Origin of the sequence: Rhodococcus pseudokoreensis (genome assembly GCF_017068395.1) — a bacterium.
Classification (GTDB): Bacteria; Actinomycetota; Actinomycetes; order Mycobacteriales; family Mycobacteriaceae; genus Rhodococcus_F; species Rhodococcus_F pseudokoreensis.
Genome location: NZ_CP070619.1, coordinates 1,145,281 through 1,158,341 on the forward strand (window position 1 = coordinate 1,145,281; position 13,061 = coordinate 1,158,341).

At 68.2% G+C, this 13,061-nt stretch carries 12 protein-coding genes; 2 read left to right on the forward strand and 10 right to left on the reverse strand.

What is annotated here, in order from left to right; all coding sequences use genetic code 11:
- Positions 1–7: 7 nt before the first annotated feature.
- Entirely contained in the window at positions 8–1,597 is a 1,590-nt protein-coding gene (locus JWS13_RS10730) for a carboxyl transferase domain-containing protein (RefSeq protein ID WP_206005534.1), read from the reverse strand.
- Positions 1,598–1,713: 116 nt separating this feature from the next.
- Between JWS13_RS10730 and JWS13_RS10735 the strand changes: the two genes are divergently transcribed.
- Positions 1,714–2,361 (forward strand): SACE_7040 family transcriptional regulator, encoded by a 648-nt coding sequence (locus tag JWS13_RS10735; RefSeq protein WP_206005535.1) that lies wholly within the window; start codon positions 1,714–1,716, stop codon positions 2,359–2,361.
- 49 nt (positions 2,362–2,410) lie between these two features.
- Here JWS13_RS10735 and JWS13_RS10740 read toward each other — a convergent pair whose 3' ends face one another.
- The 3 genes from JWS13_RS10740 to JWS13_RS10750 all read right to left on the reverse strand — a co-directional run bounded on the left by JWS13_RS10740 (position 2,411) and on the right by JWS13_RS10750 (position 4,653).
- Positions 2,411–2,680 (reverse strand): GlsB/YeaQ/YmgE family stress response membrane protein, encoded by a 270-nt coding sequence (locus JWS13_RS10740; RefSeq protein ID WP_072945630.1) that lies wholly within the window; start codon positions 2,678–2,680, stop codon positions 2,411–2,413.
- A 147-nt stretch (positions 2,681–2,827) separates the two neighbouring features.
- Positions 2,828–3,454: a response regulator gene (locus JWS13_RS10745; protein WP_206005536.1), complete on the reverse strand. Its 627-nt coding sequence runs from the start codon at positions 3,452–3,454 to the stop codon at positions 2,828–2,830.
- Positions 3,451–4,653, reverse strand: a complete 1,203-nt coding sequence (locus JWS13_RS10750; protein ID WP_206005537.1) for a sensor histidine kinase — start codon at positions 4,651–4,653, stop codon at positions 3,451–3,453. Before JWS13_RS10750 ends, JWS13_RS10745 begins: the two co-directional genes overlap by 4 nt.
- 163 nt (positions 4,654–4,816) lie before the next feature.
- Between JWS13_RS10750 and JWS13_RS10755 the strand changes: the two genes are divergently transcribed.
- Entirely contained in the window at positions 4,817–5,401 is a 585-nt protein-coding gene (locus JWS13_RS10755) for a GlcG/HbpS family heme-binding protein (RefSeq protein WP_206005538.1), read from the forward strand.
- Between the two features lie 35 nt (positions 5,402–5,436).
- Here JWS13_RS10755 and JWS13_RS10760 read toward each other — a convergent pair whose 3' ends face one another.
- From JWS13_RS10760 to eat, 6 genes are all read right to left on the reverse strand, one after another.
- Positions 5,437–7,074, reverse strand: a complete 1,638-nt coding sequence (locus tag JWS13_RS10760; RefSeq protein WP_206005539.1) for an AMP-binding protein — start codon at positions 7,072–7,074, stop codon at positions 5,437–5,439.
- A 161-nt stretch (positions 7,075–7,235) separates the two neighbouring features.
- A complete protein-coding gene (locus JWS13_RS10765; protein WP_420855002.1) occupies positions 7,236–8,576 on the reverse strand; it encodes an MFS transporter in 1,341 nt (446 codons plus the stop codon).
- Positions 8,577–8,696: 120 nt separating this feature from the next.
- A complete protein-coding gene (locus JWS13_RS10770) occupies positions 8,697–9,242 on the reverse strand; it encodes a hypothetical protein (protein WP_124395519.1) in 546 nt (181 codons plus the stop codon).
- Positions 9,243–9,320: 78 nt separating this feature from the next.
- Entirely contained in the window at positions 9,321–10,088 is a 768-nt protein-coding gene (gene eutC / locus JWS13_RS10775) for an ethanolamine ammonia-lyase subunit EutC (RefSeq protein WP_206005540.1), read from the reverse strand.
- A complete protein-coding gene (locus JWS13_RS10780; RefSeq protein WP_206005541.1) occupies positions 10,088–11,497 on the reverse strand; it encodes an ethanolamine ammonia-lyase subunit EutB in 1,410 nt (469 codons plus the stop codon). The genes eutC and JWS13_RS10780 overlap by 1 nt, the downstream gene beginning before the upstream one ends.
- Positions 11,494–12,948 carry an ethanolamine permease gene (gene eat / locus JWS13_RS10785; RefSeq protein WP_206005542.1) on the reverse strand — a complete coding sequence of 485 codons (1,455 nt, stop codon included), beginning with the start codon at positions 12,946–12,948 and terminating at the stop codon, positions 11,494–11,496. Before eat ends, JWS13_RS10780 begins: the two co-directional genes overlap by 4 nt.
- Positions 12,949–13,061: the final 113 nt, after the last annotated feature.

Consider the following 13,061-nt stretch of genomic DNA (forward strand, 5'->3'; position numbering starts at 1 on the left):
ATTCCACTCACATCCGGAAAACGCCGTAGGAGACCGGCTCGACCGGTGCGTTCGCACACACCGAGAGCGCCAGTCCGAGAACAGTTCTGGTATCGGCGGGGTCGATGATGCCGTCGTCCCACAGCCTGGCGGTCGAGTAGTACGGGTTGCCCTGCGCCTCGTACTGCTCACGGATCGGCGCCTTGAACGCCTCCTCGTCGTCGGCCGACCACGGGTTGCCCGCGCTGTCCAGTTGCTCGCTGCGCACCGTCGACAGCACTGACGCCGCCTGCTCCCCGCCCATCACGGAGATCCGGGCGTTCGGCCACATCCACAGGAACCGCGGCGAGTACGCCCGCCCGCACATCGAGTAGTTGCCCGCCCCGTAGGAGCCGCCGATCACGACGGTCAGCTTCGGAACCCGCGCACACGCCACCGCGGTCACCATCTTCGCGCCGTGCTTGGCGATGCCGCCCGCCTCGTAGTCGCGGCCGACCATGAAGCCGGCGATGTTCTGCAGGAACAGCAGCGGAATCTTGCGCTTGTCGCACAGTTCGATGAAATGCGCGCCCTTCATCGCGGACTCGGCGAACAGCACACCGTTGTTGGCGACGATGCCGACCGGGTGGCCCTCGATGTGCGCGAAACCGGTGACCAGGGTCTTGCCGTACTCGGCCTTGAACTCCTGGAATTCACCACCATCGACGATGCGGTCGATGACCTCGTGGACGTCGTAGGGGGTACGCGGGTCGGTGGGGACCACGTCGTAGAGGTCGGTCTGCTGCGCCGTCGCGGGGACGGCGCTGATCACGTCCCACGGACGTTCGGCGCGCGGGCCGAGGGTCGCGACGATGTTCCGCACGATCCGCAGCGCGTCCTGGTCGTCTTCCGCGAGGTGGTCGGTGACCCCCGAGACCTTGGAGTGCAGGTCGCCGCCGCCGAGTTCCTCGGCGGTCACGACCTCACCGGTGGCCGCCTTCACGAGCGGCGGGCCGCCCAGGAAGATGGTGCCCTGGTTGCGGACGATGACCGCCTCGTCGCTCATGGCGGGCACGTAGGCGCCGCCCGCGGTGCAGGAGCCGAGGACCGCCGCGATCTGCGGGATGCCCTGCGCGCTCATCGTCGCCTGGTTGTAGAAGATGCGCCCGAAGTGCTCGCGGTCGGGGAACACCTCGTCCTGCCTGGGGAGGAATGCTCCGCCGGAGTCGACGAGGTAGATGCAGGGAAGCTGATTCTGCAGCGCGATCTCCTGCGCCCGCAGGTGCTTCTTCACCGTCATCGGGTAGTAGGTACCGCCCTTGACGGTCGCGTCGTTGGCGACGATCACGCATTCGCGACCGGACACCCGGCCGATGCCGGCGATGACGCCCGCTCCGGGGCTCTCGTCGTCGTACAGTCCGTTCGCCGCGAGCGGCGAGATCTCGAGGAACGGGCTGCCGGGATCGAGCAGTGTGTCCACCCGATCGCGGGGCAGCAGCTTACCTCGGCTCACGTGCCGCTCGCGTGACTTCTCGCTGCCGCCGAGTGCGGCCACGGCCAGCCGCGACTTCAGCTCGTCGACCAATTTCGTGTGCTCTGCCCGGTAGCCCTCCCGTGCAGTGGTTCCGCCCAGTGCCATCCTGCCGCCTTCTTTTCTTGACGCCCGTGCCGAGTGAGTTAATACTCGATAACTGAAACTAAGATAACTGTGATTAACTGAGTTGTCCAGACCACACCGCGGAAAAGAGCAAGGCGATGACTGCAGACGTCGACGGCACCGAAGCGACGACCCCGACCATCGACAGCACAGGGGCCCCGATCACGCGCCGCGAGCAGATGAAGGCGGACCGCCGCCGCCAGCTGCTCGACGCCGCCGCCCGCCTCATCGCCGAGCGGGGCTTCCTCGGAGTCCGCCTCGAGGACCTCGGCTCCGCGGCGGGAATCAGCGGTCCCGCCGTGTACCGGCACTTCCCCAACAAGGACGCCGTCCTCGTCGAACTGCTCGTCGGGATCAGTACGCGACTGTTCGAAGGCGGGTCTCTCGTCGCGGCGGAGGCAACGTCCCCGGACGCGGCACTGGAAGGTCTGATCGATTTCCATCTCGACTTCGCGCTCGGGGAACCCGACCTCATTCGGATCCAGGACCGAGACCTGGAGAGCCTGCCCACCGACGCGCGCCGGGAGGTCCGGCAGAAGCAGCGGCGTTACGTGGAGATCTGGGTGAAGGTGCTTCTGCAGGTGGATCCGTCGCTGGACGAGACGGATGCCCGCACCAAGGCGCACGCCACGTTCGGGCTCATCAACTCGACCCCGCACAGCGCCGACCCCGCTACCCCGTCGCGCACCCGGAAAGTGCTGCGCGACATGACCTTCTCATGCCTGCGGCCCGTGAGTACTTGTTAACCGCGGGCGGTTGACAAGTACTCACGGGCCGCAAGGCACTGTCGGGTGGTTACACCCTGTTCTTACTCGTCATCGCGGTGTACCCCAGCGACAGCACGGCCGCAGCGGCGATGCTGATGATCCACCGGATCCAGTCGATCCCTCCGGTGTTTCCCTTGCCGAGGAGCCCCTCCCACACCCAGTACCCGATCAGCGCGCCGATGATGCCGAGGACGACGGTGATGACCCACCCCATCGCCTGCTTTCCCGGAATCACGAGACGCGCCAGAACGCCGATGACCGCACCGAAGATGATGGTGCCGATGATGTTGCCGACCATGGCCCTTGTCCTCTCAACACGCAATTCATGGTGCGAGCGGAAGGTCACCGCTCATTTCGAACATAACCACCTGGACAGCTGTTCGACAGGGCTTCGGCAAATCGTTGCCAAAAGGTTCACGCGGTGGACCACCGCGGATCCCCCGGTTCAGCGGATGCCCTGCCGCCGCAGCGCGACGGACACGGCTGCGGCCCGGGTGTCGACGCCGAGCTTCGAGTAGATGTGGGCGAGGTGAGTCTTGACCGTCGCCTCGCTGATGAACAGGGCCTTGCCGAGTTCCTTGTTGGTCATCCCCTTGGCCAGCAGGGTCAGCAATTCGGCCTCCCGCGGCGTGAGAGCCTCCTCCGGGCGCTGCATCTGCTGCAGCAGTCGCGACGCGACGGGCGGCGACAGCACACTCTGGCCGGCCGCCGCGCCGCGGACGGCAGCGAAGATCTCCTGAGGCGTCGAATCCTTCAGGAGGTACCCGATGGCGCCGGCGTCGATGGCGCGGACGACGTCGGCGTCCGTGTCGTACGTTGTGAACACCAGCACCGGCAGGTCCCGGTCGACCTGACGGATCCGGCGGATGGCCTCCACCCCGTCGATGCCGGACCCGAGGGCGAGATCCATCGTCACGAGCCGCGGCCGGACGGTGGTCACGGCGTCGACCGCCTCCTCCCCCGTGCCCGCCTCGGCGATCACCTCGATGTCCGGCTGGGAGTCGAGCAGCGCCCGCAGTCCCGCGCGCACGACCGCGTGATCGTCGACCAGCAGCACGGTCACGGTTTTCATGCCGAGGTTCCTTTCGCGCACGGTATCTGCGCGGCCACCACGGTGCCCTCGCCCGGTGCGCTCTCGACGGTGAACGTGCCGCCCAGTTGCTCGACGCGGCTGCGCATCGCACGCAGGCCGTATCCGCCGCGGTCCGAGGGAGGTCCGGCAGGTGCGGGGTCGAAACCGGCGCCGTCGTCGTAGATGTCGAGTGCTACGGCGTCCGGAAGGTACGTCAGGGTGACACCCACGGTGTCGGCCCGTGCGTGCCTCGTGATGTTGGACACCGCGCTCTGGGTGATCCGCAGCAGCGCGTGCGCCACCTCCGCCGGTAGCGCGATCGGAGTGCCCACGATCCGGAGTTCCGCCCGCGGGTGATGGGAACGGGCGGCGGCGAGCAGTGCCGCGTCGATCGGCTGCGATTCCAGGTTGGGCGCCGCGAGATGGTGCACGAGACTGCGGGTTTCCGCCAGGTTCTCGCGCAGCGTTCCGGTCGCCACGCGGACGTCCTCGCGGGCCCGTGCCTCCGCCCGCGGATCTTCCTGCGCCCAGATCTGCTCGGCGGCCTCGAGCCGGAGGAGGCTGCTCGTCAGTCCCTGCGTCACGGTGTCGTGGATCTCGCGGGCCAGTCGTTCGCGTTCGGCGAGGACCCCCGCCTCCCGCTCGGTCTCCGCGAGCCGCGACCGCGTCTCCGCCACCTGACGGAGCAGCCGCACCCGCTCCCGGCCGTCCCGCTCGATCTGGCTGTACGCCATGACGATCAGCGCCCCGGTGCACAGCGGTCCCACCAGCACCGCCCACTCGGTGCGCCCGGAGAACGTGAAGAACGCCAGCGACGTGAGCACCGCGAGAACACCGACGACGGGATACGCGATACGGCTCGGGTAGGCCCTCGTGCAGAGGAAGAACATCGGAAACGCGCACCAGGCGAAACTCGGCGCGAGCCAGACGAGTACCGCCCACGTCGTCAGGACCGGCCACACCCACGGTTCCCACGCACCGTCCCGCCGCGCCACCACCACGGTCGACGTGTACAGCGCGGCGAGCGCCGCGATCAACGCGACTACGACGACGAACCGCCCGCTGACGCCGTGGTACGTGAGGTACCGCGCCGTCGACGTCGCGAGGAGAACGTAGAAGGAGACGTGGATGGCAGTGCCGAGCGGGCCGCGCAGACTCTCGCCGGCCGACCTGTCCACTCCGCCCACGGGTCCAGTCACGTCTGTGGATCCTACGGACGCGGCGCAGGTCGCGGATCCACCGTTCGGATGATCTGCCGGGGCCGGACGGATGAGTCCGGGAGCGCCGTCGGCCCGATGCGGTGACCGGTGCCTGCGGACCAGGCTGGTCATGTCAGCTCGTCACTTCCCGAAAGGCCCTCCGATGCGCACCTTCCACCGCCTGCCCCGCATGCTGGCGATCACCGTCCCGCTGGCCGCGATCGTCGCGACCGCCGCGTGCGGATCGTCCGCGACGGACGAGGCGACGGCGGCGACCACGCCGGTCGCGACGGCCGCCGCAGCCGCCCCGGTGGACGGCGCGGACGGCCTGGTGAGCCAGAACCGTCTCGGCGTCGGGGCCGCGCAGACCGCCGCGCAGGCGGCGCTCGCGAAGTGCCAGGCCGACGGACTCGGCTTCGTGACCGTGTCGGTGGTCGACCGCAACGGCAACGTGCAGGCCATGCTGCGGGGGGACAATGCCGCGCAGCACACCGTGGAGGCGGCCCGGCAGAAGGCGTACACAGCCGCCGCGTTCGGTGCGAACACAAGCGACCTGAGTGACCGCGCCAAGGGTGACGGCGCGACGGTCGCCGACCTTCCCGGCACGTTGTTCCTGGCGGGCGGCGTCAGTGTGAAATCGGCGAGCGGGTCGATCGCCGGTATCGGCGTCGGCGGCGCCCCCGACGGAATGCGGGATCAGTCCTGCGCGGCCGCCGGTCTCGACGCGATCGCCGGCGCCCTCGGCTGAAGACCCGCTGCTGCGGACCGGGTGACAGGGGCGGGTCAGGTGCGCCCGATGAGGTCGAGGGACTGCTCACGCATCTCGACCTTGCGCACCTTACCCGTCACGGTCATCGGGAACTCGTCGACGACGTGCACGTACCTCGGGATCTTGTAGTGGGCTAGCTTGCCGGTGCAGAAGTCGCGCACCTTCGCCGCGTCCAAGGGTTCGGTGTCTTCCTTCATCCGCACCCACACCATCAGTTCCTCGCCGTACTTCGCGTCCGGCACCCCGATCACCTGGGCGTCGAGGATGTCGGGATGGGTGTACAGGAACTCCTCGATCTCCCGGGGGTAGACGTTCTCGCCGCCGCGGATCACCATGTCCTTGATCCGCCCGGTGATCGCGACGTACCCGTCGGAATCCATCACACCGATGTCGCCGGTGTGCATCCACCGTCCGGCGTCGATCGCCTCCGCGGTCTTCTCCGGGTTGTTCCAGTACCCGAGCATCACCGAGTACCCACGGGTGCACAGCTCCCCCGGCACGCCCCGCGGAACGGTCAATCCTGTTGCCGGATCGACGATCTTGACCTCCAGATGCGGGCCGACCCGGCCGACGGTGGAGACCTTCTGGTCGATGGTGTCGTCCGAGCGTGTCTGCAGCGACACCGGCGACGTCTCGGTCATGCCGTAGCAGATGGCGACCTCGGCCATCCCCATCAGTTCGATGACGTGCTTCATCACCTCCACCGGGCAGGGCGATCCGGCCATGATCCCGGTCCGCAGACTGGACAGGTCGAAGGACTCGAAGTCGTGGTCGGCGAGTTCGGCGATGAACATCGTCGGCACCCCGTACAGCGACGTGCACTTCTCCGCCTCGACGGCCTGCAGCGTCGCCCTCGGGTCGAACGACGGTCCCGGAATCACCATGGTGGCACCGTGACTCGTGCATGCGAGGTTGCCCATGACCATGCCGAAGCAGTGGTAGAACGGCACCGGGATGCAGACGCGGTCGTTCTCGGTGTAGTGGCACAACTCGCCGACGAAGTACCCGTTGTTGAGGATGTTGTGGTGGCTGAGCGTCGCGCCCTTCGGGAACCCGGTTGTCCCCGAGGTGTATTGGATGTTGATCGGGTCGTCGGGCGACAGCGCGGCCTGCGCCGCGGGCAGCCGGGCCGGGTCCGCGGCGTGCGCGGCCATGCCGTCCGACGCCAGCCTGCTCCACTCGGCGCTCCCGAGCAGCACGACCATCTCGAGGTCGCCGCATTCGGGCCGGACCTCCTCGATCATCGCCGCGTAGTCCGAGGTCTTGAACTGCGGGGCCGACACCAGCAGCCGGATACCGGCCTGGTCGAGCACGTACTTCAATTCGTGCGCCCGGTAGGCGGGGTTGATGTTGACGAGGATCGCGCCGATCTTCGCGGTCGCGTACTGGATCAGCGTCCATTCCGGGCAGTTCGGCGCCCAGATCCCGACCCGGTCGCCCTTCACGATGCCCCGCTTCAACAACCCTGCCGCCACGGCGTCGACGTCCCGCTTCAGTTCGGCGTACGTCCACCGCCGCCCCGACGGCCGGTCGACGAGGGCGTCACGATCGGCGTGGGCCGCCACGGTCCGGTCGAAGTTGTCTCCGATGGTGTCGCCGAGCATCGGGGCGTCCCACACGCCGTGGGTGTAGCTGGGAAGCGGGGTTGTCATCACTCTTCCTCTCCAGGAGCCCGTTCGGGCGCCTACGGGACGGGCAGACCGGAAGGCCCTTCCGCGGTCGAACTTACTCTTGGTTGTTGTGATCCAGGGCATACTGCACGGCGAGGGGTGCCGGTAACTGTGCGAAGTCCGGACACCCCTCGCCTGCGACGTCAGAGCGCGTCGTCTTTCGTTTCCACCAGGGCCTTCGTGCACAGCAGGCTCACCACGCCGAGGACGGCGAGCAGCACGCCGATCGCGGCGCTGCCATACGCGGACGCCAGGGGCGCGGCGATCAGCGGCGGCACCGCGCCGCCGAGCACGCCGGCGAGGTTGTAGCCGAGGCCCGCGCCGGTGTAGCGGTACCGCGTCTGGAACATCTCCGGAAGCAGGGCGCCGCAGGGACCGTAGGCGATTCCGAAGATGGCGAGCGTGACCATCACACCGACCGTGAACGCAACGGGCGAACCGGTGTCGAGCAGCGGGAACAGCGCGAGCGCCCACACGACGGCCAGCCCGCAGGAGATCATGATGACCCGGCGACGTCCGATCCGGTCCGAATACAGCGCGGAGACGACGATGGTGAACCCGAAGACCACCGCCGACGCGATCCCGACCGTCAGCACGAACGGGCGGCTGAACCCGAGGGTCTTGGTGCCGTAGCTGGTGAGAAACGCCGTGCCCATGTAGAAGAACGCGAACAGGGTGGCCAGTGCGCCGGCCGAGAGGAGGATCTCCTTGGTCTGGAACCGCCAGGCGTCCATCAGCGGGAGGGTGCGCGGGGCCGCATCGGCGCGGTCCGCCTGCTGAGCGGCGCGGAACACCGGCGTCTCCTCGATCGCCAGGCGCATGTAGAGACCGATCCCGACGAGGACGGCACTGAACAGGAACGGAATCCGCCACCCGTAGTCGAGGAACACCTCGTTGGTGTCGCCGAGCAGGCTGCCGGTGACGAGGAACGTGGTGCTGGACAGGATGAACGCGACCGCCGGCCCGAGTTGCGGGAACATCGCGTACAGGCCGCGCTTGCCCGGCGGTGCGTACTCCGCCGTCAGCAGTGTGGCGCCCGCCCACTCGCCGCCGACCGCGAACCCCTGCCCGAAACGCAGCAGCACCAACAGGATCGGGGCCGCGACGCCGATGGTCGCGGCGCCTGGCAGCAGGCCGATGAGGAAGGTCGAGACACCCATCAGGATGAGCGTGGAGATGAGGGTCTTCTTCCGCCCGATCCGGTCGCCGTAGTGACCGAACAGCATCGCGCCCACCGGCCTGGCGACGAAGGCCACGGCGAATGTCGCGAAGGAGGCGACGGTGCCCGCGGTGGAGCCGAGGGCGGGAAAGAACACCGTGGGGAACACCAGGGCTGCGGCGGTGCCGTAGATGAAGAAGTCGTAGAACTCGATGGTCGTGCCGATGCCACTGGCAATGGCCACCTTGCGGACGCTGGTACCGCCCTGTCGCACCGGTGTCGGGGCGTGGGGGGCGCCCGCACCCGAGTTGGAGACTGTGGTCACTCGATTCCTCCGTGGTCCGTGGGCAACGCCCTGGTGGGCGTATCCCGGATGAGAGGAAAAGTAGTGATCCGGCTCACTGCGTCACCACCCCCGAATGGGGGGGTGGTGACGCGGCTCACGTCACTCGGTGGCGCCGGACGCGCCGATCAGCTCCCTGCGCAGCTCGGTCCACACGGTGGCGTACGAGTCGATCACCGGTTCCGAGATCCACTTCGACTCCCCCGCAGCGACTTTCGCGAGAGCGTCCGCGAACAGGTCCTGGTAGCGGGACAACCGGGGCACGAACGCCGACAGGTCGTCGAACACGACCGACGCGCGGCGGTCCAGATCGGCCAGCTGATCGGCGTCGGCGGTGTCGATCAATCCGACGAACTCCTCGTGGAACGGCACGAAGCTCTCGTACACCTCGGCGATCGAGTCCTCGTCGATGGACACGCGCTCGGCATCGAGTTGGTCCTCGAGTTCCGACAGCCCGGCGTCGGTGAGCGCGATCCGGCCGTCCGAGGCTTCCTGCGCCTTGCCCTGGGTGAGCAGCGCGTCGTACGCGGCCTGCGCGGACGCGGCGCTCACACCGAGGTGTTCGGCGAGTACCGCCGCGCTGACCTGCTCTTTCAACCGGACCGCCTGCAGCAGGGCCAACTCGTCCACATTGCCAGCGAAGGCCATAGATCTCTCCTCGTCACACCCCGTCCAGGGCGGTTCTCCGCAGGCCCGGTCGGACCTGCCGCCCTTTAGATAACACGACTACAGTTCGAGGATCTCCGAGGGGGCTGCCAGCGCATCCGCGCGGGAAGTGTCCTTCAGCTCCACTCCGGACCGGCCCAGTTTCCGGGCGCCGGACACGAGGCCCGCCACGACGCGGGCGGCGAGTTCGTAGCCGAGCCCCTCGGGTGGGTGGATGTTGGACACGCAGTTCCGGTCGGCGTCGGTGCGTCCGGGGCGCGGCAGGTGCGTGAGGTAGACGCCGACGCTGTCGGCCACCGACAGTCCCGGCCGCTCCCCGATCAGCAGGACGAGCGTCTGCACACCCAGCGCCTGCGCGATGTGGTCACCGAGCGCCACCCGGGCCTGCGTCGCGATCACCGGCGGCGCCAGCGAGTACGTACCCCCGAATTCGTCGACCAGCGCCGACAGCAGGGACACCCCGTGATCGGTGAGCGCGCGGGGCGACAACCCGTCGGCGAGGACGAACCCCACCTCCGCGTTCCCCGCGGGGACACCGGACAGATCTGCCGGTGTACGCCCCAGGTCGGGCCTGCGCAGGTACTCGCTCCGGTCCGACGCCTGGCTCGTGACGACCACCGGCCTGCCCAGGCCCACCTCCTCGACCTGCTCGGCCAGCGCCTGCGCGTCGAGCGGTTGGTGGACGGCGTCGCGTGCCGCGGCGTGCGCCGACCGGAACTCGAGGACACGCTGCGTGGGCAGCGCGTCCCCGGTACGGCCGAGCCCGATACGCGCCTGCGTCGTGGCCCGCAGTTCCGCCCAGAAGTCTTGTGCGACAGGATCGGTCATCATGCCCCCGTCAGCGCTCGAAGAGGCGACGCGGCGGCGTCGACCGGCAGCACCCGGCCCGCGTCGTCGACCATGCCGAGGCGGCGCATCCAGTCCTCGAATTCGGGCGCAGGCCGCAGGCCGAGCACCTGGCGCGCGTACAGCGCGTCGTGGAACGACAGACTCTGATAACCGAGCATGACGTCGTCGGCGCCGGGCACCGCGATCACGAAGGCCGCGCCCGCCACCCCGAGCAGGGTGAGCAGCGTGTCCATGTCGTCCTGGTCGGCCTCGGCATGATTGGTGTAGCAGACGTCGACGCCCATCGGCAGGCCCAGCAGTTTCCCGCAGAAGTGGTCCTCGAGCCCGGCCCTGATGATCTGTTTGCCGTCGTACAGGTACTCCGGCCCGATGAAACCGACCACCGTGTTGATCAGCAGCGGTTCGAGGTCGCGGGCCACCGCATACGCCCTGGTCTCCAGTGTCTGCTGGTCGACGGGCCTGCCACCGGTGCCGAGGTGCGCCCCGGCACTCAGGGCCGACCCCTGCCCCGTCTCGAGGTACATGACGTTGTCGCCGACGGTGCCTCGTTTCAGCGACCGGCCGGCCGCGTTCGCCTCCCGCAGCAGCGAGATGTCGACGCCGAAACTGGAATTGGCGCCCTGCGTCCCGGCGATCGACTGGAACACCAGATCGACGGGAACGCCTTCCTCGATCAGGCCCATCGTGGTGGTCACGTGCGACAGCACGCACGACTGCGCTGGAATGTCGAAACGCTGACGGATGTCGTCGAGCAGGTGCAGCAGTTCCGCGGTGGCGTGCGGCGAATCGGTGGCCGGGTTGATACCGATGACGGCGTCACCGCACCCGAGCAGCAGTCCGTCGAGGGTCGCCGCCGCGATCCCGCGCGGGTCGTCGGTGGGATGGTTGGGCTGCAACCGGGTTCCCAGATGGCCGGGCACGCCGAGCGTCGTGCGGAACCCCGCGGTGACGGTGACCGCCCGCGCGACCGCGATGAGGTCCTGGTTGCGCATGATCTTGCTGACCCCCGCGACCATCTCCGGGGTGAGCCCCGGGGCGACGCGGCGGAACGTCTCGGCCGCGCCGTCCCGCGCGGCGACGTCCAGCAACCAGTCCCGCAGGCCGCCGACGGTGAGGTGGGAGATCTCGCCGAACGCGACCCGGTCGTGCGAGTCGATGATCAGCCTCGTGACCTCGTCGTCCTCGTACGGCACGACGAGTTCGTTCAGGAACGTGCCGAGCGGGACATCGGCCAGCGCCCACTGCGCGGCGGCGCGTTCGGCATCGGACGACGCCGCACACCCGGCGAGTTCGTCCCCGCTGCGCAGCGGCGTCGCCTTCGCCATCAGGTCGACGAGACCGTCGAACGTGTACCCGGTTCCTGCGACTCCGTGACTGTAGGTGGTCATTCGAGATCTTCCTCCGCCTTTGCAAGAACAGCAAACTCCTCGTCGGGCGAATTGGCAACGAGGTGATGGCGGCTGTACAGGCCGAAGTACGCCATGAAGGCCGCGAATGCGATCAGCGTCCAGAGTGCGGCGACCGGATCGACGAGGAACGTGGCGATCACCGCGGCGGCCGCGATGACCAGTGCGAACGACGTGGTGACGATGCCGCCGGGTGTGCGGTACGGCCGCTTCATCTCCGGCTCGCGCCTGCGGAGGACGATGTGGCTGACCATCATCAGCACATAGCTGACGGCCGCGCCGAGCACGGCCATGTTCAGCAGCATCGCGCCTTCACCGGTGAGCGAGAGGATGAACCCGATGACACCCGGCACGATGAGTGCGAGCGTGGGCGCCTTCCGCGAGTTGGTGACCGACAGGTTCGTCGGCAGGTAACCGGCGCGGGACAGCGCGAACGTCTGCCGCGAGTAGGCGTACATGATCGAGAAGAAGCTGGCGACGAGCCCGGCCAGGCCGATGTAGTTGACGACCTTCGCCGCGGTTCCGTCACCGAGCGCCTCGACCAGCGGGTTGCCGGACGTCGACAGGCTCTCGGCACCCAGCGCTCCCGTGGCGAGGAACAGGACCGTGGCCCCCGTAACGATGAGGATGAGCATGCTGATGATGATTCCGCGGGGCACGTTCTTCTCCGGCTCGCGTGCCTCTTCGGCGGCCAGCGGCACGCCTTCGACGGCGAGGAAGAACCAGATGGCGAACGGGACGGCAGCCCAGATGCCGAACGCGCCGAACGGCAGGAAACTCGACGCCCCCGCCGCATCGGTCGCGGCGATGTCGGTGAGATTGCCCGCGTCGAACAGCCCGATCGCGGAGACCGCGAAGATCACGAGCCCGACGAGTGCGATCGCCGTGATGACGAACATGGCCTTGAGCGCCTCGCCGGCGCCGGTCAGGTGGATTCCGATGAAGATCGCGTAGACCGCCAGGTACACCCACCACCCGTCGGTGATGCCGAACAGGTTCAGCGATTCGACGTAGCTGCCGATGAACGTCGCGATGGCGGCGGGCGCGATCGCGTACTCGATGAGAATGGCGGTGCCGGTGGCGAATCCGCCCCACGGCCCGAGTGCCCGCCGGGCGAACGTGTAACCGCCGCCCGCGGCGGGCAGGGCGGAGGACATCTCGGCCATCCCCAGCACCATGGCCAGGTACATGCCCGCGATGACGACACCGGCGATCAGCAGTCCGCCGAATCCGCCCTCGGCCAGCCCGTTGTTCCATCCGGCGTAGTCGCCGGAGATCACGTAGCTGACGCCGAGGCCTGCGAGCAGCACCCAGCCCGCCGAACCCTTTCGGAGCGTGCGTTTTTCCAGATAGCTGTTGTCTTCGGAGTGGAAGTCGGCAGCATCGTGGTGTTTACCGGTTCCGGAATTCTTGGATGGTTCTACGAGTGACATTCCGTCCCCTACGTCGATCCGAATGTTGCCTCGCCGGCGCCGCACGAGAGCGGTGCCGAACGGCCGAGGCCAATGGTGAATGAGCTGTGTACACGTCGTGTCAGCGGAACGTG

Excerpts from the sequence above, each read along its gene's own strand:
- JWS13_RS10730 (WP_206005534.1), bottom strand. The coding sequence starts at position 1,597 with ATGGCACTGGGCGGAACCACTGCACGGGAGGGCTACCGGGCAGAGCAC.
- JWS13_RS10735 (WP_206005535.1), top strand. The coding sequence starts at position 1,714 with ATGACTGCAGACGTCGACGGCACCGAAGCGACGACCCCGACCATCGAC.
- JWS13_RS10740 (WP_072945630.1), bottom strand. The coding sequence starts at position 2,680 with ATGGTCGGCAACATCATCGGCACCATCATCTTCGGTGCGGTCATCGGC.
- JWS13_RS10745 (WP_206005536.1), bottom strand. The coding sequence starts at position 3,454 with ATGAAAACCGTGACCGTGCTGCTGGTCGACGATCACGCGGTCGTGCGC.
- JWS13_RS10755 (WP_206005538.1), top strand. The coding sequence starts at position 4,817 with ATGCGCACCTTCCACCGCCTGCCCCGCATGCTGGCGATCACCGTCCCG.
- JWS13_RS10760 (WP_206005539.1), bottom strand. The coding sequence starts at position 7,074 with ATGACAACCCCGCTTCCCAGCTACACCCACGGCGTGTGGGACGCCCCG.
- JWS13_RS10770 (WP_124395519.1), bottom strand. The coding sequence starts at position 9,242 with ATGGCCTTCGCTGGCAATGTGGACGAGTTGGCCCTGCTGCAGGCGGTC.
- eutC (WP_206005540.1), bottom strand. The coding sequence starts at position 10,088 with ATGACCGATCCTGTCGCACAAGACTTCTGGGCGGAACTGCGGGCCACG.
- JWS13_RS10780 (WP_206005541.1), bottom strand. The coding sequence starts at position 11,497 with ATGACCACCTACAGTCACGGAGTCGCAGGAACCGGGTACACGTTCGAC.
- eat (WP_206005542.1), bottom strand. The coding sequence starts at position 12,948 with ATGTCACTCGTAGAACCATCCAAGAATTCCGGAACCGGTAAACACCAC.